Genomic DNA, 22,948 nt, shown 5'->3' on the forward strand with positions numbered 1-22,948 from the left:
CGTAATACGCAACTGACCAGCTCGCATTACCTCCTGTGATTTCTGCATCTTTTAAAGTAAGGTCAAATTCCGTGATCTCATCACCTGGTACTTCTCCTAAATCATCACAGGCATTTAACTGTGTTGGCTGTATAGCCTCTGGTGGTAATGCTACATTCAATTCAAACATTCCTGTATCGAAACATTCTGTAATTGGATCATATAAGCGTACATAAATAACTTGTGGATTACCATTATTGGTATAGTTACCAACATTGATAATTGGGTTACTACCGTCCTCTGCATTTACAGCACTTACATGATACGTTAACACTACTGCAGTTGGGTCTTGACCGTTAAGAATTTCTGCATCCTTTGTTGTAAGATCAAACTGGGCTAAACCATCGTTATCGCTATCGCATATGATATAAGGTGCTATATCTATTGGCACTTCCGGTGCTGGATGTACAATAAGCTCTAGTGTGTTTTCTGTGAGACTATAACAACCTGTTATGGTGTTCTCTGAACGCACATAAATGATTTGATTGTTTGCAACGATGTTTGTGTATAATCCCGTAATTGGATTATCACCCATTTCCGCATCGGTCTGAGTTTCGTGATAAGTAATTACAACATCCGATTCTCCGTTAGTGATTTCTACGGTACGAATCTCTAAATCAAACTCAGCAAATCCATCATTGTCTTCGTCACAAACCTCTATTGGCTCTGGTGATGTTTCTGGTGATGGTATTGGATTAACTCTTAGGGTTACCGTTACCGTATTGTAACAACCCGTAATATCGTTTTGAGCTCTTACAAAAATCGTTTGAGCATTACTTAAATTTGTATAAGGACTTACGATTGGGTTGGTTCCATTAGCTGCATCTAATTGCGTTTCGTAATGCGTTAAGGTTATACCTGTTTGCCCATTTAAAATCTCAGCATTGGCTTCTTCTAAAATAAAAGCTTCTTGCTCATCTCCTGGGTTGTTTACATCACACAACTCTAAAGGTGCTGGGGTTACTAAAACAGGTAATGCATTAACAATTAATTCTAAGGCTATTAATTTGTAACAGCCTTCTACTGTTGTATTATCTTCTACGCGTACCCAAATGATTTGATTAAAATCGTCTGTATTGGTATAAGCTAAAGGATTAGCTATAGGATTCAATCCGGTGGATGCATTCGCTTCACTTTCATAATAGCTTACAATATACTGCGTTGGATCTTGACCGTTTAATATTTCGTTTGCCTTAGTGGTTAAATCGAAGCTCGCAAATCCATCTGCTGAGATATCATCACAAACTTCTAATGGCGTTGGCGCTACTAGTTGTGGTGTTGGCTCTACAATTAAATCTAACTCCACAATCGTTGCACAATCTGTAGCTATTGTTGCACTTTCTACTCTTACATAAAGTGTCTGAGCATCTTGTACAATGTTATTATAATTAACTGTAGTATCTATGGCATCTACACCATTATCTGCATTGATCTCTGTTTCATGGTAAGTTACCGTTAACCCTGGTGCTCCACCTGTGATTTCATTGTTAACACTTGTAAGGTTAAACAATCCAAAACCATCATTATCAGGATCACAGTAGCGTAATGCTTGTGGTGTAAATGCTATTGGCGCTTGCTCTACTATTAACTCTAAGGTCGTTGTATCATAACAGCCTGTATTTGTATCTTCTACACGTACAAAAATGATTTGACCATTACTCGTATTAGTATATAAGGTAGGCAATGGATTGGTCTCTGAATCTGCGTCTAACTGTGTTAAATAATAGCTTACAGAATAGATAGGATTATTACCTGTAATCTCTGTGTTCTTAAGACTTAAATCGATCTCTGTTAAACCATCTGGAATACCATCATCACAAACTTCTAAAGCGCTTGGCGCTATTAAGACTGGTAATGGGTTTACTACTAAATCAAAGGTTATTGTTGTAAAACAACTTGTATTTAAATCGTTTTCTGCACGAACATATATTGTCTGGTTGTTACTCTCATTTGTATATAAACTTGTTATAGCATCATCATTGTTTTCGGCATCTAATTGAGACAAGTGATACGTAACCGTTATACCTGTTGCTCCATTAAGTATGATGGCAGTTTGATTTTCAAGATTAAATTGTGCTAAACCATCATTACTGACATCATCGCAAGTTTCAAGATTGTCTGGAGTTGTGATCGTTGGATTATCAAACACTTCTAAGTTTAATGGCGCAATACTATAACAGTCAGTCGCATCCGAATCAACTCGAACATAAATAGTTTGGTTATAGGCATCTGTATTTTCAAATGTAGTAGGATTTGTAATCGAAGGGATTCCTGCTTCAGCTTCAACTTCTAAAACATAATAAGATACTTGAACTCCTTGTGTGTTTCCTGCAATAACCTCAGCTTCAACTTCAGTTAAATCGAAAATACCAATACCTGAATTATTAAAAGCACAAGTTTGCAAATCTGGTGGTGTATTTGCAATAGGAGTTTCTATAACATTTAATTGAAGCGTTGAAAACATAACACACCCTAAATCAGTCTCTAAGCGTACATATACCGTTTGATTTGCAGATGTGCTATTATATGTTGAAACTAAGGCGTCTGTTGGATCTCCATTAATTGATAAGGCTTGGGTTTCAAAATAAGTTATGGTTAAATTAGGGATAGGGCCATCAATAATACCTGCACTTACTGCATCTAAATCAAAACTTGCTGTATTGGGATTTACACCATCATTACATTTATATAAAAAGCCTAAAACCGAATAATCTGGAAAAGGATTTACTACGATAGTTTCTGTAATATTTAATACCAGTTCACAATTAGGAAGTAAATCTCTAGTAACTGATATAATTTCAATATCTGTATCTGCGGTTAAATTTGGAATTGTAAGTGTAAAATTCCCAGTTGCACCTAAGTTTAATGTTTGAGGTGCGCCACTATCAACGGTATATGTAATTATGGCATTAGGATCGCCTGATAATTGTAATTCTCCATTTTCGTTTTCACAAATAGGTGAATTATTAATAATTGTTGGTGTTGTATTTGTTTGAATTGTAACTGAAGTGGAATCTGTTAATGCCTGTGAACAAACCACTGTATTGGTCGCAGTCAAAATCTGAGCATCTTCCAAATTAACTTCTGTATTTAACATTGGAGATTGAACAAGTGTCGCTGTACCTGTGGCATCTAATAAAACCTCTTCCGTTGTTCCTCCGTTTATATTATAATGAATCACAGCATCTGGAGTTCCCGTGATTGTAAATGTTACCTCTTCTCCTAAGCAAATGTCAGTATTTGAAACCGCTATGGTGGCATCCGGAATAGGTGTAACTACCAAATTAAAATCAATTAAAGAATAGCAACCTGTTATTCCTGATTTTACTTTAGCATAAATTTGCTGAGGATTAGCAGTATTAGCATAAATACCTGGCAACTCATTAACATCATCGGTTGCATCTGCTAAACTCTCATAAAAATCGATAACAACTCCTGAGTCTGGGTTAATACTTGATTTTATACTATTTAGATCAAAAACAGCAACATCTGGATTACTACTGCATTGTTTTACATCTTCAATGTCATTAGTTTCTGGAGGTGCAGGAAATGCACCAGAACCTTCATTAGCAGTACCTGTCCATTCCAATTGAAAACCACCATCTCCTGTAGGTCTATCAATAACAATAAAATACGACTCTCCTACTGTAACATTTAACCAATACACATAGCTATTACCACTAGCTCCTGGTCCTGATTGTGTTAATGTTGTACTCCCATTAATACCTGTATGATTATTTGATAAACCTGCTTGATTAGGATTGGTAGTTGCACAACGGATAGGACTACCTAAATCTTCACATGATCGATTGGGGCCAAAAACCCAAAAATCATAATCGACCATAATATCTGGATCATCAGGAATTAAATCAAATCCTAAAGTTCCTGATTGTGCTATATTAACCTCTAGCCATATCGAATTATTTTCAAAACCACCACATCCAGAAACTTCCTGAGTATTTCCTATACCTGTAGCGTTAGACATAAATGTTTCATTACCACAAACTACAATAGCATTTACACAATCATTTGGTTCTTGTGCTTGCACTTCAAAGAAAAGAACTATAGAAATTAATAAGAGTAAAATCTTCTTCATCTAATATTTTTTATCATCTATTTTATTCCTAATTAATTGTGTTATAACAAAATCATAATTTTTTATTAAAATAGAAGTATTTGAGATTGCAACTATAACAATTTGTAAATAAAAACTCCTATTCTAAAAGCAATTACTTTTCTTTAATTAATTACAAAACTGTTATTCTTTAATAATAAGAAATTCTGAACGTCTATTTTGAGCATTTTCCTCCTCTGTACAGTTAGATTTACAATCTATTTTTGGTGTTGTCGCTCCCATACCTTTGGCTGATAAGCGCTCTTTACCTATACCTTTAGAGATTACATATTGCATCGTAGATTGTGCACGTCTTTCAGACAGTTTTAAATTGTAATCGGCACTTCCTTTGGTATCTGTATGTGATCTCACCATAATTTTCATCTCTGGGTAATCCTTCATAATAGCAACCAATTTATCTAATTCTAAAGCACCTTGATTAGTAATGTTACTTTTATTAAACTCAAAGTAAATGTTATTTAACTTGACTTCTGTCTCCGTAATCATCTCATTAATTGGTTTTAAATCAGTATTAACTGTAACATCTTCACCTTCTGAAGTTGCAACTTTAAATGACGCTGTTTCATAACCTTCTTTTGAAACTGTTATGGTATAATTATTATCACAACTCACATTAAAACTAGTGATCTCTTTAACGTTAGTGCTATGTGATGCTATGGTGTTGTTTTCTGCATCTAAAATAGTTACACTTGCTCCCAAAAGTATGGCGTTTGTATCTTGGTCTTTCACAAATACTATAGTTTTAAACTGACAGATTGGAATGGCCTTATAAATATTATCTACTCCTGACTTATTTGATGAAAAATAACCGACTTTTAGAGTGTTGTTAACACCAAAAGCAAAGTCGTCTCTATTAGTGTTAATTACCTTTCCCAAGTTAACCGATGCTTCTTTTTTGTTTAAATCAAATTTAAAAATATCTAGCCCTCCATAACCTTGGTGTCCGCTTGATGCAAAGTATAAGATATTATTTTCACTGATATACGGAAAACCTTCCTTACCTGAGGTATTGACTTTAGGCCCTAAGTTGACCGGTTCTCCATAAGTATCTCCAGACACACTTATTTTCCAGATATCAGAATCTCCAAATCCATTAGGCATATTAGAGGCAAAATAAAGTGTTTTACCATCCTTACTAATACTTGGGTGACTTACGGTATACTCAATACTATTAATCGGTAAGGCTTCTATATTACCCCATTTACCATCAACCATAGTCGCTTTATAAATGCCTTGCTGTGCTACTTTTACACGTTTGCTTTTTAACTTTTTATAGGTGCCATCACTGTGGCCATCTCGTGAGAAGTACATGGTTTTTCCATCGGCGCTTATCGTTAAAGGGCCATCATGATACATGGTGTTTAATTCGCTTACTTCTTCTGGCACTGATAAATTACCTTTTTCATCTCTAGTGGATTTGTAAATATCTAAATACGGTTGGTTGGTCCATGCATCTTCTTTTCCTGAAGTTTTTCTTGTACTTACAAAGTAGAGGATATTGTCGTTAGATAATACGGCTCCAAAATCACTGTGTTCCGCGTCATTTATAGTAATATCCTCAACTTCAAATGTTTTGGTGATATCTGCTAATTGCGGAATGTAATTCGGGTTTGCTAAATGGGCTTGGGCACGTTGGTCTTTAGGGGCTAGTTTTGCAAATTTATCCATTTGTGTATTCGCCTGGTTATATTTGCCTTCAGACTTTAAAACCTGAGCATAACGAAAATACGTTTCCGCATCTTGTGTAGTTTCCAAAGCTTTTTTATACCACTTTGAAGCTTCTTTGATGTTAAACAAGTGGTAATAACTATCGGCTAATTGCTTATACACATATGTATCTGCGTCATTGTCGTCAACAACTTCTAAATAGGCTTCAATAGCATCTACATATTGATAACCTTCATAAAGCTTATCTGCTTTTTCTGACTGTTTATTTTGTCCGAAGCCTGAAGTTATAATTAAAAACAAGCTTAAAAGACTATATATTTTTTTCATTTTAAAATGTTTTAGATGTTAGAAGAATCTAGGTGAGATTGATACTTTTTTAGAGAAATTTAAATCGAATAACAACATAATTTCATGTGAGCCAGATGATTTTATATTAAGGTCTGATGTTGTATAGTCATAAGCATAACCTATTCTAATGTCTGGAGTTACTGCAAAATTAGCCATAGCACCTACAGAATCGTCTAAACGGTAAGTAGCTCCTACTTCAAATTTATCATAGAATAAAAAGTTAGCAGACAGATCCAAAGAGGTTGGGGCTTCAAATGCTGATTTTAATAAAAATGAAGGCTTGAATTTTGTGTTAGTTGCAATGTCAAACACATAACCCGCAGAAAGAAAATAATGTAATACCTCAGAGCCATAACTAAACTCTTGTCCATTATTTGTAACGTCTAAATATGTGCTTTTTAACATATTTGGTACCGACAAAGACACATAATATTTATCTGTATAATAAAATGCACCAGCTCCAATATTTAAATACGTATTATTTGTATTTTCGCTAAAAGCCTCATCTCCTGCATCTGGCACATAACCATTTCCAATATCACTAAACAAACCTATGTTATGAAATGTTGCTCCTGCTTTTAATCCAAATGCTAAACGATGTTCTCCTCCCAAGTTTAAAGTATATGAAAAATCGGCAAAAACATTATTTTCTTCTACAGGTCCAATTTTATCTGAAATAACAGATAATCCTAAACCTACATTATTATCAATAGGACTATGTACTGAAAGTGTTGCTGTTTTTGGCGCATCATTAATACCAACCCATTGTGATCTGTATAATAATCCGATAGATAAAGCTTCATTAGAGCCTGCATAAGCCGGATTTACAACATTCATATTATACATATATTGTGTATACTGAGGGTCTTGTTGCGCATTAGCACTCATAAAAAATATAAGTGTAAAAGCTAGTGTAAAATATATTTTTTTCATCTGTATATAATATTGCTTTATTGTCTTTTATAATTATTGTGCTCTGTTGATATACACCCAACCTGTTACTGAACTTCCATCGTCTTTTTGAAGGCTATAGAAATAGGTACCATCTGGTAATGCTTTACCATCATTAGTTTGTCCATGCCATTGATTGGTATAATTACCATTATATTTATACACTTCTGTACCATAACGATTAAAAATCAATAGAGAATTAACACCATAACCTGTGAGATCAAACGTATCATTCTTATTATTTCCATCCGGAGAAATACCTTGAGGAATACTTCCACAAGACAAACGTTCGGTTGTGTAAGTTGTAGTTGTTGAGCAACCACCAAAATCTACCGTTACAGAGAATTGTAATGGTACAATTGCATTAGGATTTTGATTCGCATAATCTGTAACATTAAATACTTCTGAATTATCTCCTACAATATTTCCACTTGCATCCTTCCATGCGTAATTTGCTTCGGTAGTATCAAAAGAATCGTCAATAGGAAGTGCCGTTAATGTATAATTAGAACCATCGCATTCACCTTCAACAACAACGTCTATAGTATCTAATATCGTAATATTAAACGTCCCTACACTCCCTTCTGCACAATTAGAAATGTCTTCTAAAATTTCATAAGTAACGTCATAATTACCTAAAGTACTTAAAGCCACATTAATTTCACCTGTTGTCGCGTTTATAGATAAACCACTTTCGGCACTAAACGTTCCTCCAGTTGTAAACCCTGTCGCAAACTCTGGAAGAATAGTATTTGTATCTGCACAATAAACATCTTCAGCATAACTAAATTCAGTTATTGGACTCGTACTTGCCGTAATGAGAATAGTTGAAATAGAAGAACCTGTATCAGAACATGCTGTCGCATTTGCTTCAACTGTATAAGTAACTTCATGGCTACCTGAATTTGCTGAAGCCATATCAATAGCTCCTGTAGTTGGATTAACCGTTAATGTTGAAGAACTAAATATACCTCCTTGTGTAAAATTAGGAGTTAATGTTGGTATAATAGTCTCTGATGATAATACACAATAGGCCTCAGTTCCATAATTAAAAACAGTCACAGGAATAGATGCCGCTGTAAACTCAATTGTAGCCACATATGATCCTGATAACGTACACGTTTCTTCATCTCCATCGTACGTATAAATGATATCATGTTGTCCTACTGATGCTGAAGCCATATCAATAGCACCTGTTGTAGTATCTACCGTTAATGTGGTTGATGAAAATGTACCTCCAGTTTCAAAATCGGTACTTAAACTTGGACTTGGATTTTGTGTTGAAACCACACATACATCTTCATAAGTAAATGTGAGTTCTGGTGTAAAGGATTCACTCACCACTACTTCTATTTCTGATCGCGGGCCTTCACAACCTTCGACATCTACATAAGCTGCATAGTACGTGGTTGTGTTTACTACTGAGGTGTCTGGCGTTGGTGCTGTTGCACTACCTGTGCCTCCGGTAGCTTGGGTAAACCACATTAAACTATAGGTATCTGAAGGTGTAGCTGCCAGTTGTACTGCGGTATCATTTAAACAATACTCCACGAGACTTGTAACTTCTGGTATATCAGAAATACCGTTATACGTAATTTCGATGTCGTATGAACAATAAGACGTTTGCCATGTAAAGGTGTAAACTCCTGGTTGCACAAAATTAGTAATAGCTGTTGCATTACTAGTAGCATCTGCTATTGTTACCGATCCTGGATTGGAACCACTAGCTATCCATGTTCCAGATCCATTTGCTTCCACATTCGCTATGACATTATCACAGTCTACAGTAAACGGCTCTGAAACAATGGTATTATTTGGAATAAACTCAACCGCATCTATGATATTTCCAATGACATTGTCTCCTGCAGCTCTAAAAATAAATCTCGTCACGGTCTGCCCTTCTGGAACTTGGTATTCACCTGATATTAGTGTCCAAGCTTGTACCTCTGCTAAATTTTGACTAACCAACGTATAAGGCCCATCAGGAGAACCAGCAAATAATTGTACTATACTATTCTCACCTCTTCCGAGATGTGCATAACTATAATCAAACAATGTAATTTCTGAAGTATCAAAATCTCTATAATATCCTTTTACATCAAGGTCGTTAGGATCTACAGGTTCATTTTCATCTGAAAGTATTTGAACACATTGAGAGCCTTCATAGGCATCAAAACCAGGGGCATTTATTCCTTCCCAAATAAAAATCGCTTGCCAATCTAAATTAGTTCTCCAACCTGGCATCGGCTGAATAGCAGCTATTGAAGTAATACCACTTAAATAATCTAAACCAGGTTCCTCAAAACCACCGTTAACTGTTTTAACATCACAAAGATCTAACGGTGTTCTTAAACATACTTGAAATCTACGATCATTAGGCTCTGAACTATTTAGGGTTAACCTCAATTTATAGTTATCACCAACAACTAATTCTGAAGCATACATCGCCACTAAAACTTTATCATAAGTACAAGCAATTTCTTGAAGACTGCCACCATTGTCTTTGTAAAGTGTCATAGTAATATCAGGATAAGGCATATCTCCACTGGTATCATAGAAACTCCCTGTAAAACCATTGATTTCAATAATATGCACTAGTGATTCGGCTGTAAAATCGAACCAAACATCACCAGCATTATCACCATCACAACTCATAGTTTCAGCTGAAACCGTTGCATCTACGAATGAAACTTCTGTGGCTTTAAGATCACAAGAATCATCTGTATTTACCGGAAGGCTTAAAGCGGTGGTAATATCATCATTTCTTACAAAATCGAAAGGACCAGACCAATAGCTTTCTCCATCTGCACTACAAACGGCTCTTACAAAATACTCATAGGTGGCTGCATAAGGATCATTAAAATCTGCCGCAGTAGGTGTATAAGAATTAGTTGAAACAATGGTTCCTGATTGTGGTAACGTACCATTTTCAATCGGTTGAATAGCAACTTCCCATTCCGTTTCACTTCCTCCAGGAGTCCAAGACATTACATTAGTATCACTAATGGCTAAATCCGTAGGTTGTGGACAAGGAATCTCACCACAAATGGCAGTGCCTTCATAAACTGTTCTTCTTAGTGGTGGACTAAAAGGACTTGTATAAATGGAAGTACCTTCACTATTTAGAATTTCAAATTGATAATTATCATATTGGTGTTGCGCACTACCTAAAGTAGCAAAGAACACAGAAAATTCAACACCCGAACATAAAAAGACGGTAAACTCTTCAGCTTCTTCACCATTAAATGGTAATGATTGTGTTACCTGATTGTTCTGTGTTATTTCAAGAGATGCTGATATACTCCAATCACTAGTTAGTATAAACGTATATTGACATAAATTATCGAAACTACATTTAGTTGTAACGACTTCTGGTGCTGTCCACTCGCCATTACTGCCATCACATATAGCTCTAATGTAAATATCATACATTGTTGAAGGCTCTAACCCTGTAATGGTATATGGATTTGTTGAAGCATTATATAGATAAGCCGGATCTGTATCACCTACTGGGGCAGGAGTTCCTGACGGTTGCACTGAAATCTCCCATTCTGATTCCGAACCATTCACTTCCCAACCCAAATCAACTTCAGTATCGGTAATATTGTTAATGGTAATATTAGTCGGTTGTGCACATTCTGGCACATCTTCAATATTCACATTGTCTAAGAAAAACACTTGACCTCTATAACCTTCAGGACTTGGAGGAAAATAAGGGATGTGAAACGCAATATTGATATCACCAGAAATACCCGGAGGAAAATTTAATATTTTCACCTTATATTCGGCATTATCAATAGTCACTGGATCTTCATCTGAATCGTATAAAACGGTTGTAAATTGATCTAAACCGATTCCGTTAGTAGAAAGAAGCACTTCTAAATCTTCAATATAATAACCGCTATATGCACTGTAATAAAAACGTAAACGTTGATTTTCTGTAATCGTAATTGTTGGAGAAATTAACCAATCGTCACTGTTTCCGTTAGTGGTTGTGGGAATGCCTGCAGATTGATTTCCTTCATAAGGTTCAATTGCGCTATTTAAATTCCAGAAGTAATAATCTTCATTATTATTAACAATCTGCCAACAGTCAGCAGATTCAGAATCTGTATTAAAGGTTTCTACAAATGGACTTGCAAACGATGTACAAAGTGTACTAAATGTTACAGGACCAATCCATTCGCTGGTGCCATCACCACAATTGGCCATAACATAAAATTCATAGGCAGTGTCCGTCATTAAATCGGTTGCCGAATAGTTAGTCGTTGTTACCGCAATACCTTCTTCTGTTGGTAAACCTGATCCTGCAGGTTGCACCACAATATTCCAATCTTCTTCGTCATATCCAGCAGACCAAGATAAATCAGCGGTAGTTTCAGTTGTTGTATTCACCACTAGATCAGATGGATTAGGACACGTAGGTGCATCGGTAATGCTTACATCATCTATACTTAGTATTGACCAAATTCCTGTAAATTCAGGTGGTACTCTAAAAGCGAAATAAACAGTTCCGGTACCTTCCACAATTATCGTTTTCTCTTCATAAGTACTGTTAGATATAATCTCTAAAGGTGAAATCACAGAGAAACTTCCTGGACTTGTATTTGTAGTAGACATTAATACTTCTAAGCCAAAGCGGGCTGCACTTGAAAATAATGAAAAATCCGCTCTAACGTTAAATTTTAAAGCCTTGGGAGTTCCGTCTAAATTTATTGCTGGAGAAATTAAATAGTCATCAAAATCAGATGGAGGGGTAAATATTGATGTTTGCATTATGGCATGATAATCATCAATCATCCAAGTTGTTCCATCATTGTTTGCATCAGTAATTTCCCAACAAAATTTTTGTGTTTCTGAATCTTCATCATCAAAGCTTTCGAAGAATGGTGTGTCATAAGATTCACATAAGGTTGTAAACGGTACAGGTCCAACCCATTGACTTTGATCATCTTCTGCACAGACTGCTCTTACATAAAATTCATACCTATTTCCGGAATCTAAATCATTTGCCATATATGGAAAATTACTAGATGTAATAATTCCTGGTTCTGTAGGCAACCCTGAATTTAAATCTTGAATTGCCAGCTCCCACTCTGTTTCTTCTCCACCTGCAGTCCAGAAAAGCCAAGCAGAATCTTCTGTAATTTGAAGAACGAAAGGATTTAATGGATCTGGACAACTAGGTTTATCTTCAATATAGACATCATCTATAGATACTCTCAAGGCAGTCTCTGTTGTATTAGGCTCTACTATCCAAGCAATATTAACCTCACCAACAATATCCTCAGGTAGATCCACAATGATTTCTTGAAAACTAGTATTGTTAATAGTTGTTGGGGGTAAAACTACAGTAGTAAAATCATCTATACCAACCCCTGTGGTAGATAATTTAACGGTATAAGTAGAAGCCCCTTGGGTAGAACTATGTTTGTATCGAATACGTTTTGGTGTACCATCAAAATTAATACGTGGTGACACATAAAAATCATTATTCTCATAACGAGATGTTTGTGTTTGTACAGTAGCCCAACCACCAATAAAATTCCAAGTAACATCATCACCATTACCATCGATGGTTGTCCAACATGGCTCTGGATTCTCATTTGTTGCATTATTAAAATCGGTAAAGTATGGGGTATCAAACGTAGTACATTGCGTTGTAAAAGTTGTTGGATTACTCCAATCTCCTGGAATTCCATCACATACAGATCTTACATACAAATCGTAGGTTGTAGCTGTTGTTAACCCTGTATTAATAAGATTCCCAATATTTGAATTAGTTGAAATCCCAGCACCCGATGGCTCTCCTGAACCTGTAGGTACTACAGCGTACTCCCATGAATCAGCAAAACCACCTATATTATCCCAGCTAAATTCTACGCTATTTTCTGTTAAGTTATTAAATGTAAAATCTGCCGGTGGCACACATGTTCCACCAGAAATTTCTAATTCAAAACACATCCCAGCACCTGATGAAAATAATGTAGAGACTACGATGACATAAGTTTCCCCTGCTTCTACAAATAAATTATTAATTGATTTTGGTTCAAAACCATCAGTTGTATTTACACCCGCAATACAGTTGACCCCTACTGAAGAACAACTATCGTATACAAGAAGCGTACTTAACGCATTATAGCAATTGTCCGTTTCATTTCCTCCATCAAACGTAGTTTGTGTTAAAGATATTAACTCATCTTGTGTTGGAGTATACGTAAAAAACACTTTATCTCCATTTAAATAATTAGTTCCATCCAAGCCCGATATACAGTTAGAACCTTGTGTGGAATAACTGACGTCTGGATTTGCCCAATTGGCTAAATTATCTGTAAAAATGTAAGGAGAAGAAGAGAGATCTGGAACAATAATTGGCGTTTCACAAGACAATCCATATTTTAAGGTTTCAAAGGTATAAGGTCCTGTAAACGCACTTTGTGTATCGTTATCACAAATTGCAGATAAATAGATATCAAATGCTGTTTCAGGATCAAGATTCATTAAGGTATAACTTGTACCTGACACCGCAATACCACTATCTGCTGGTGTACTGCCTTGTGGAATTATTTGGATTTCAAAATCATTAGCTGTTGGATGTGACCAAGACACTTCTGCAGTATCTACCGTTATATCACTTATGGTAACATCACTATCGGCAATTTCAGTACAGCCCTCTAAAATAGAAACGTTATCTATAAACCATTCATCACCTGTGGGAGTTGCTCCATTTTGAGTATTCACCGCGACGAAAGCAATATATATATTTAACCCTGCCGGTATTGAGGTAGGAATCTCAATCACTTTCTTTTCATATTCTGTTTGATCACCTACATTTAAATTTGATTCTGTATAAGACTGAATCGTAATATTGAAGCCATTGACATCGGGTTGGGCAGCCGTTGATAGCCTTATCTCATATTGTGCGCCATTATCTATGGCACTTGCTTGTTTAGTATAAAATTGAATTTCACCATTTTCTGGCACCGCAATTTGAGGAGTTACTAAGAAATACTGAGCGGTATTTTGATCACCTATATTATCGGCAGATGGATTTATGGAAGCTCCATTGGTACCTAAATACCCATCTGTAGTAGACGACCAATTTTGAGAACCTATGCCATTATTTATAATTGTCCATTCTGATGGGTTTGTAGGAATACCACTATCAAAACTTTCATCTAATTGTGCAAATCCTTTGACTGAAATAAATAAAAAAAGCGTAACGGCAAAACAAAATTTGAAGTCTTTAAACATTGTAATCGAAGAAAAACGGAATTGTTTTGCTACAGGTTTTTGTAACTTGTGTCTCATGTGAATCAATTTCAGAATTAATAATTTACTGCTAAATATATATCTATATCATCTATATAAATAGTGTAAGTCTTTATTTTTTCCCGAAATCTAACAACCAAAAACACATTACAAAACCCTAATTATCAGTGCTTTAGTTAAAAATAGTGTGTTATTTAACTTTAATGGTAGGTTTAATACTTTGTGTGCTTTCTATTTTTTGTTGTAGTGCTTTTATTACTTTATTATTTTTAATTTCAATAAAGAACACTACGATTATGAAGATTAAAACGACCGCCGTAATGATATAAATTCTAAATTTAAATTGAGATTGAATAGTCTCTACCTCATTATCTAAATTTTTAGAATTTTCAATAATTGAAACGCTTACAGAATTGCGTTCAGATTTTTTAATTTCTAATTGTGTCTTAAGAAAGAGTTCATAATAATTCTGATATTCACTCCAGTTATTAAGTGCTAAATAATTTTCAAACAGACCTTTGTAAATACCCAAGTTTAAAACTAGATCACCCACATTTTTAGATTCTTCTAATGCAGATTGTAAGAGTAAAACAGACTCTTGGTATTTACCTTCTAGCGTATATACTTCTGCCATACCTTTTTCAGCAAAAGAAACTAAACTACTAGCATTTTCAATTTTTGCTAATTCTCTAGATTTATTAAAACTTTCTTTTGCCTTAGCATATTCAGAAAGCAATATTTGACAATTTCCTTTATTATAATGTCCTATACTTCTGTTATGATGGTATCTCCCTAATCTTTCGTATTCTTTTAATCCTTTGTCAAAATACGTTATGGCGATATCACAATTTAAATTGTCTTTATAAACAAAACCTTTAACTAAATAACTCGATGCCAAGGTGCCACCAATAAGGTCGCGATCAGGGTAATTTAAACATCTGTTTTCAACTTCCTCCATATACTCTATGGCCTTATCATAAATTTTTAACTGTTGATATAAAATCCCTGATTTAAATAAGATTTCTATTTGCAGTTTTCTATTATCAATTTGGCTAGAAAACTCATTAGTTTTAATTATATAGTCTAATGCTTTTTTATAGTCTCTTTTTGACGTGTACGCTGTAGAAACGACCATTAACGCATTAGTCCTAGCTTGTATAGAATACGAGCTGTCATCATAAACGGCTAAAGCTAATTCTATTGCTTTGTTAGGATCTTTATAAACCGCTTTAATGGCTTCTTTTACAATACTATCTGCTATCTTATCTGGAGATTGAATCGCTGCAATGGACAGTGTATTAAAGAATAATACACCAAAAATAAGGCTGTATTTAAATTTTATTTTCATCCAGATTCTTTATTACCACTAATTTCCTCTCTTTCTAGCTTTAATAAATTGATAAATGTTGCCGGTGACATTCCTACAATTCCTTTAAAAACGGTTGTAAAATTACTATGTGATGAAAAACCACTCTCTTCTGCTAAAAAGCTAATTTTATAATTAATATAACTGGTATCACTTTTTAATTTTTCAATGATATAATTGACTCTAAGCTTATTAATAAAGGTGTTAAAGTTATCGTTATAATTTTTATTAATTATTTCAGATAAATATTTGGTATTTGTTTCAAACTGACCAGCTAACATGGCAAGTGACATGTCTTTATTAAGATATTTTAACGATTTCTCAAAACGTTGAAGCTTTAATAAAATATTTTGTTCGGTTTCTTCGGGTATTACTAAGCGTTTATTCGTTTGACGATTTACCTTTTTTGTTGGTTTTACTTTTGAAAAGATATTACGACTAACCTCTAAGTAATTTATAATCTGCCTTTTTCCCTTCTTTCTGTTTTCACTCTTTACAAGAATCAAAACCCCAACAATTATTATGAATAAAGCTATTCCAAGAACAATATATAAGTTCTTATTATATTTTGAATTAAAATGTTCTAGCCGCTGCTCTTCTTGCTCACTTATAACATTAAAATAAGTATTGACAGATTGTTGCTCAATTTCCTCTATAGAATTATTAAGATTTAAAAACTTTTTATAGTATACATTATGTTGATTATGTTGATTAGATGCCAAATAATTAATGGCTAAATCACGATGTATCTGTTCTAATAAAAATGGATTATCTAATATTTCAGCAAATTGTAAAGCGATGAACAAAGTTTCTTTACTTTCTTTAAACGCTTTTTTATGTAGTTGTAACACCCCTAATTCCTTATAAATCTGAGCTTTTTCAATTAAATTATTATTTTTAGAAGTGTTAATTAACTCAAACGTTTTGTCTAAGTATACAGCTGCAGAATCACTTTGGGTTAAACTATTATAGGCTTTTGCAGTTACTAAATAAAGGGCTCTTTTTTGATTTACATTTTTATCTAAAAAACTTTTAAACTCAATTTCTGAAGCCTTAATTTCTGCCAAGGCTTCATCTATTTTAAGCCTATCTAACAGCATATTGATGTGCTCTAAAACAAATTGAAATTTAAAAATTTCTTTATCTGTTGAATTTTCAGAATATAAGGAACGGGCTATATCCAAATATTCTAAAGATTGAATATCCAAATATAGCTTTCTCAATAAGGTCGCTTTTAAAATATTGGTTTCTATTCGTGTATTAATATTAACTTTATCTGCCATGTTACTATCATCAAAGGCGAAAATGATAGCATTATCATAATCTCCTTTTGTTAAATAACTCTTAGCCAATATTAAATTAGCAATCGCTTTTTGATTTGGGTTTTGACTAATATTTGCAATATGATCTGCTATTTTTATAGCTTCAATTGGATTTGAATTTATAAGATCTTCTGCCTGTAACACTAAATCATTTTTTTGTTGCGAATACATCTGCATTGCTAACAAAAAACTAAATAACACAAAAAGACAAGGTTTTCTCTGCGGAAAACCGCCACGATAAAAAATTGTTTTTATATTTTTTAGATTTAATGTCATGTTATAATATCCAAACAAATTTAGTTTGCGTGTTATACCCATTATAAGGATAAATGTAAACAGGCTAATTTTACAAACAATACTTTTAAGGAATATGAAAATATAGGTATAAAAATATTAAACTATATCAATTCGACATCACAAAATAAAAATTGATTTAAATTTACTTTAGATTATTTGTGTAAAACACAGAAAAAGCAGCCAATAGGCTGCTTTTTCTGTAAAAAAATAAATAAAAACATGGACTATATTAACTATAGTCCATGCTGATTAAACTGCTATTAATCAATTCTGGTCATGACAGCTTATTTTTTAACAACTTTAATAGTGTTTTGAGAACCATTAGTAGTAATTGTAACAAAGTACACTCCACTAATTAAATCCTCCATATTAATTGTTGTCTCTAGACTGTTAGGGATAGTCATCTGCACTTTTTGACCAACAATGTTGAACACACTAACATTTGATATTTTAGCCTTTGCTTCAATGGTTAATGTATTTATAATAGGGTTAGGATAATATTTAAACGCGTCTAACTTGTTTGAATCTACACTTAATGTAGCATCTGGATAAACTAACAAATCAAAAGATTCAATATCACTAGCAAAACTAAAAACAGCTATTAAATAAGTGTTTCCTGCAACTAAATCTACTGTACGTTCACCTGAGTTGTAGCAATATGTGTCAGTCACAAAATTATCCGTTGTTAATGAGCAATCATCAGTATTGTATATTGTGTAATTAGGATAACCAACAGTATTTGTAAGATTAAAATGGTATAGTCCTGTGTAGCTAGGTGTAAAGCTATACCAAATCGTTTTAGCACCTGATGCACAAGATTCTGACGAAGGATAAGCGTTAGCAAAATCACCTGAAATTAAATTATCACCTGTTGCATCTGTAGATTCAGATAGTACGGTTGGTGTAGCACAACTATCATTTTCAACAGGAGGTGGTAATTTGAATATACATAAATCGAAATCAATACCAGGCCCATCATCTCCAGATCTTACCATTACATAATAACTTTCACCACTAGTCGCTGAAAGCACGTATGGACTATTATTATAACAATCTGTACTTTCTTCAACTAAAGCTCCACAAGTTCCTGAATAAACAGAGAAATATGAACTTGGATCAAGCTGAGTTCTTTCAAAAGAAAGCTTGTATAAACCAGTTTCAGGTGCTGTAAACACATACCACACATCTTTATAAAACGCTGTAAAGTCAGCGTTGCAGCTATTATCATCCGAAATTGTTGCTCCTACTGTAGTTCCAGTAATCTGGTTATCACAACTTTCATCAGTTGACACGTTTAATACTGTAGCATTAGCACACTCATCATTAGCTGGTGCTGCAGGTGCCTCTTTTAAACAGATGTCAAAATTTTGAGCATATTCACCGTCATTACTTGAGCTATTTCTGATATAGTATGTATTACCTACAGTTAAATTATTGAATGTAATATAGTTGCTAAATGATGTTATACAAGCCAAACTTGTAAAAGAACCACAACTACCTTCTAATAATTCAGTCGCCTGAATTATACCTCCATCACCAATTGCTGCAACAACATTTGAGTATTCTAATATGATTGTTTCGTTTGTAGCCTCAAAGTGAAACCAAACATCGTTATTATTTGTAAAATCACAATTCAAAGGATTCGTTGCAGATTCTGTAGCTCCAGCATTTGTTGCACTCGTATAGATGGTACATGAGTCATCTGTATTAATTGTTAAAGCTGTACTATTTACACAATCGTCATTTGTAGGAGGACAATAAAAGAAAGTTGAATCTGAATAAGAACATTCAGTATAACCATTATTAGTCAATGTAAATTCAACTGTAGTTCCAGTTGGATAAGGACCAACATTTACAATTCCAGTAGAAGTGATAGCATCGTTCGAATAACCAAAATTATCCGCTAAAGTTAAGTCTGATGCATCACCTAAATAACTAATATCAACATCCACAGAAAATTCTCCTGAATCACATTCAGCAACAGGAGTAACCGTAAATTCAGGATTAATACACTCATTCTGAGTAACAATCATAGAATAAGAAAATGTACCGTCATAACTTGCACGACTCAATACAATAAAATAAGAATGACCAGACAATAAAACAACATCTGTAAGTTCCATTGTATAAGGTGGTGTAGATGCATAATTATCTCCTAAGGTTGCGACACAATTTGAAGACGTATCAGGACAACCTTCCATAACGTGAATAGCCGCTGCATATTCAGATACATTAGCAAGACTAATATCTATTGACATATCTGCATCAGGTGTAATTTGATAAAATACATCATTGCCTGTCATAAACGCTTCTGGATAACCACCACAAGGTCCTACATTAATATTATTTTCGTAGTTAGCAGTATCGTCATTTGAAACAATATATGGTAGTGTAGCTATATCTATTGGGCTAGAACATGTTGCTCCTGGTATTGGTGTTAAACGTGTCGTAAAACTTTCTTCTGTACAACCTGTTGCACTACCAATACCATTAAATGGTACAATAGTTACAAAATATTCTGTCTCATAAACCAAACCTAAGCCATCTAACGAATAACTTGTAGTTGCTGTAGTAGCTCCATCCAAAATATCAGTTCCTCCTGAAGTCGTACCGACATAAACAGAATATCCTGTTGGTAAGCCAGTGGCAGCCTCCCAAGTTAAAACAGTATTTAAATCAGCATCTGCAGATGCGTTTACAGGATTTAATAATACTGTATCACAATTTGGTACTTCAGTTGCCACTTGAGTCATTGAAATATTATCTATTACAACAAATAATTTAGCTGTTGCAATTGTATTTACCGTAGCTACAAATCGTGCTTGAAAGTCACTACCTGCTGTAAGTACACCTAAATTAGTCACTGGTATTGAATAACAATTATCAACAGCGCTAAACGTATAATTTGAATCATCTACAGTATATGCTGTAATCCAATTGGCTCCTCCATCTAAGGAATACTCGAGCACTACACTTCCCCAACCCTCTGCCGGAGCACTATATGTAATAGGTGGCCAAAATGTAGCTTGTTCAAGAATATTTATAGAGAAACTAACGGTAAGATCAGTATCATTAGTTAAAGCTGTGTAGTTTTGAGTTGTAACTGTAGCTGAACCAGCAAATTCAAAACCTGTAACTAGCGCCTTATTAGACCCTTCACATGCAAAACCAGGTGTCGCTAAAAAGTCGCCTGTTTGAGTCCAACCTGTGGGAAGCTCAAAATCTGGCGTATTCTCAAAATTTTCAACAATCTCTACTTGTGAGAATGCTGTAATGCTTAAGAGCATCATTATGTACAAAGTAATTTTTTTCATTTGGTTTTGGATTTTAATTAATAGTGTGATTTATAATTAGGTTAATCTTTCAAAACTCTAATATAGAATTCAAAGTACATTATATAAAGTGAATGTTTGTAATATTTCCCGAAATATTAAAAACAAAAAACACAACTAAAAACCTGAATTACTGACTATTAACTACAATTAATTATTTGATATTGTTTTAAAACCAAATTAACTTAAATTTTAAAATTCTATTAAAATTCGACCAGATTTAAAGTATTTAGATAAAAAATAAAAAGACCAATAACATTAATTAATGATAAAATTAAACGTAACATTTTAACAAAATAAAATACTTTTATTAGGTAAATAAAAACATTTTTTGATAAAATATTAATCACTACAATAGCAGATATTATACTTTTTAAACCAACACAATCAAAAACATTGAGCTCCCAATTTGTACCTCTTTATAGTCATTTGTGCTATAATTTAGATTTACCAACTATTTCTATAGTTTTCTTGGCTATACCCTTAGATTATTTAATCAATGCTAATAACTTTGATATAACATAGTGCATGTTCAAGTTGCAGCTCCTTCAAATAATTTTTAATTATTGATTACGTTTCCATTAAAACCTGTATGTAAGCAAACTAAAATTTTCATCTCCAAATAATTCTTATCGAATAGTTTTGTAATACCAAAGTAGCTGATTGTGTATCAGGTAAAATATCAAACACTAAGAAGGCCTATACATTCAATAGCGAAACTAATACCTGTTTCCATATTACCTACCACATTAGTCCGTACAGAACAATTAACTTCTTTATTGAGTATATCAACAATCTTAATTTGACAAACTGCCACAATACTAAAAAGCGTCAAAATTAAAATATAATTTTATCCGTTAAAGAATTAAATAAGTTCTTATCTACTAATGTATAAACAACACTACTTTTTTTCTGCATCTAAAATATAATAAGTTATAATTGTAAATTTGACACGCTATCAATCTTTTCATAATTTCTCATAGAAATTATTTCATACCTTTAAGGCATGAATTTTATAAAAACTACTGAGCAAGACTCTAACTATAATAATCTCGAAAAAATGTCAATAAGCGAGATTACACATCTTATAAATAAAGAAGATCAAACGGTTCCTTTAGCCGTAGAAAAAGCATTACCACAAATTGAAGTGCTTATTGAACAAGTAGTAGATAAATTAAAAAATGGCGGCCGACTTTTATATATTGGAGCTGGCACAAGTGGAAGATTAGGCATACTTGATGCTTCTGAGTGCCCTCCAACTTTTGGAGTGCCTCATGAGCTCGTTATTGGTTTAATTGCTGGTGGTGACGACGCCATACGTAAAGCAGTTGAAAATGCAGAAGATTCCACGACTCAAGGTTGGGAAGATTTAAAAGCATGCAATATTTCAGATAAAGATGTTGTTGTAGGTATAGCAGCATCGGGTACTACACCTTATGTTATAAGTACTTTAAAAAAATGTAATGATCAAAAAATAGTAACTGGATGTATTACATGTAACCAAGGAAGCCCTTTAGCATTAACAGCAAAATTCCCGATTGAAGTTGTCGTTGGTCCTGAATTTTTAACTGGAAGTTCCAGAATGAAAGCTGGTACAGCTCAAAAACTTGTTCTAAATATGATCACGACGACATCTATGATTCAATTAGGCAAGGTGAAAGGAAACAAAATGATAGATATGCAATTGAGTAATGATAAATTGGTTAATAGAGGTGTAAAAATGATTATGACAGAACTAAACATTTCAGAAGCAGAAGCAGCTATATTATTAAGTAAACATAAAAATGTAAGAGACAGTATTACCCATGGACGAAAATAATAGAACAGACAGAGACCTATTAGCGAAAGGATTAAAACGATTAGGAATTTGTTTAGGCCTCATGTTCGCAGGTCCTACATTATTACATTTAGCATTAGATAATAGCGAAAAACCACTTTATATACCGCTTCTAATTATAGCCTTTATACTCTGCATTGGTGCTATTCTTTTCTTATTTCTAGGGATTAACACTATTCTAGATAGTATCTTTAAAAAGAAAAAATAATATTTATTCTTTTTAAAGAATTATATTATTAGTCACCTACCTAAATCTCAATTCAAAATTAAAATATTAAACGGCTTTTGCTTAGGTAAATAGAATAGAGCTTTAGTAATTAATAGATTTTTCCTTTGTATTTTAATACAAACGCAGCAGGCTTTTTACTTCAAGATAGATTC

General features: G+C 33.7%; 8 protein-coding genes and 1 pseudogene. 2 read left to right on the plus strand and 7 right to left on the minus strand.

Going from position 1 to position 22,948, the window contains the following annotated elements; genetic code table 11:
- The 7 genes and pseudogenes from KO504_RS17130 to KO504_RS17160 all read right to left on the minus strand — a co-directional run.
- Positions 1 to 4,135: pseudogene (locus KO504_RS17130) on the minus strand (hypothetical protein); the annotation flags it as partial.
- 162 nt (positions 4,136 to 4,297) lie between these two features.
- A complete protein-coding gene (locus KO504_RS17135) occupies positions 4,298 to 6,169 on the minus strand; it encodes an OmpA family protein (RefSeq protein ID WP_215928987.1) in 1,872 nt (623 codons plus the stop codon).
- Between the two features lie 18 nt (positions 6,170 to 6,187).
- A complete protein-coding gene (locus tag KO504_RS17140) occupies positions 6,188 to 7,123 on the minus strand; it encodes a PorP/SprF family type IX secretion system membrane protein (protein WP_215928989.1) in 936 nt (311 codons plus the stop codon).
- A gap of 33 nt (positions 7,124 to 7,156) precedes the next feature.
- Entirely contained in the window at positions 7,157 to 14,452 is a 7,296-nt protein-coding gene (locus KO504_RS17145) for a choice-of-anchor J domain-containing protein (protein ID WP_215928991.1), read from the minus strand.
- Positions 14,453 to 14,603: 151 nt separating this feature from the next.
- The gene (locus KO504_RS17150; RefSeq protein WP_215928993.1) at positions 14,604 to 15,761 is read right to left on the minus strand and encodes a tetratricopeptide repeat protein; all 1,158 of its coding nucleotides are present in this window, start codon (positions 15,759 to 15,761) and stop codon (positions 14,604 to 14,606) included.
- The gene (locus KO504_RS17155; protein WP_215929001.1) at positions 15,758 to 17,272 is read right to left on the minus strand and encodes a helix-turn-helix domain-containing protein; all 1,515 of its coding nucleotides are present in this window, start codon (positions 17,270 to 17,272) and stop codon (positions 15,758 to 15,760) included. The genes KO504_RS17150 and KO504_RS17155 overlap by 4 nt, the downstream gene beginning before the upstream one ends.
- 410 nt (positions 17,273 to 17,682) lie before the next feature.
- Entirely contained in the window at positions 17,683 to 20,712 is a 3,030-nt protein-coding gene (locus tag KO504_RS17160) for a T9SS type A sorting domain-containing protein (RefSeq protein ID WP_215929003.1), read from the minus strand.
- Positions 20,713 to 21,736: 1,024 nt separating this feature from the next.
- Here KO504_RS17160 and murQ point away from each other — a divergent pair.
- Both murQ and KO504_RS17170 read left to right on the plus strand, forming a co-directional pair.
- Positions 21,737 to 22,549, plus strand: coding sequence for an N-acetylmuramic acid 6-phosphate etherase (gene murQ / locus KO504_RS17165; protein ID WP_215929005.1), 813 nt, complete (start codon positions 21,737 to 21,739; stop codon positions 22,547 to 22,549).
- Positions 22,536 to 22,775, plus strand: a complete 240-nt coding sequence (locus tag KO504_RS17170) for a DUF6095 family protein (RefSeq protein WP_215929010.1) — start codon at positions 22,536 to 22,538, stop codon at positions 22,773 to 22,775. The genes murQ and KO504_RS17170 overlap by 14 nt, the downstream gene beginning before the upstream one ends.
- Positions 22,776 to 22,948: the final 173 nt, after the last annotated feature.

The sequence above is a fragment of the Winogradskyella psychrotolerans genome, assembly GCF_018860565.1.
GTDB classification, from domain to species: domain Bacteria; phylum Bacteroidota; class Bacteroidia; order Flavobacteriales; family Flavobacteriaceae; genus Winogradskyella; species Winogradskyella damuponensis.

Bases quoted from the DNA above. Each gene is read 5' to 3' on its own strand.
- KO504_RS17135 (WP_215928987.1), bottom strand. From the start codon at position 6,169: ATGAAAAAAATATATAGTCTTTTAAGCTTGTTTTTAATTATAACTTCA.
- KO504_RS17140 (WP_215928989.1), bottom strand. From the start codon at position 7,123: ATGAAAAAAATATATTTTACACTAGCTTTTACACTTATATTTTTTATG.
- KO504_RS17145 (WP_215928991.1), bottom strand. From the start codon at position 14,452: ATGAGACACAAGTTACAAAAACCTGTAGCAAAACAATTCCGTTTTTCT.
- KO504_RS17150 (WP_215928993.1), bottom strand. From the start codon at position 15,761: ATGAAAATAAAATTTAAATACAGCCTTATTTTTGGTGTATTATTCTTT.
- KO504_RS17155 (WP_215929001.1), bottom strand. From the start codon at position 17,272: ATGTATTCGCAACAAAAAAATGATTTAGTGTTACAGGCAGAAGATCTT.
- KO504_RS17160 (WP_215929003.1), bottom strand. From the start codon at position 20,712: ATGAAAAAAATTACTTTGTACATAATGATGCTCTTAAGCATTACAGCA.
- murQ (WP_215929005.1), top strand. From the start codon at position 21,737: ATGAATTTTATAAAAACTACTGAGCAAGACTCTAACTATAATAATCTC.
- KO504_RS17170 (WP_215929010.1), top strand. From the start codon at position 22,536: ATGGACGAAAATAATAGAACAGACAGAGACCTATTAGCGAAAGGATTA.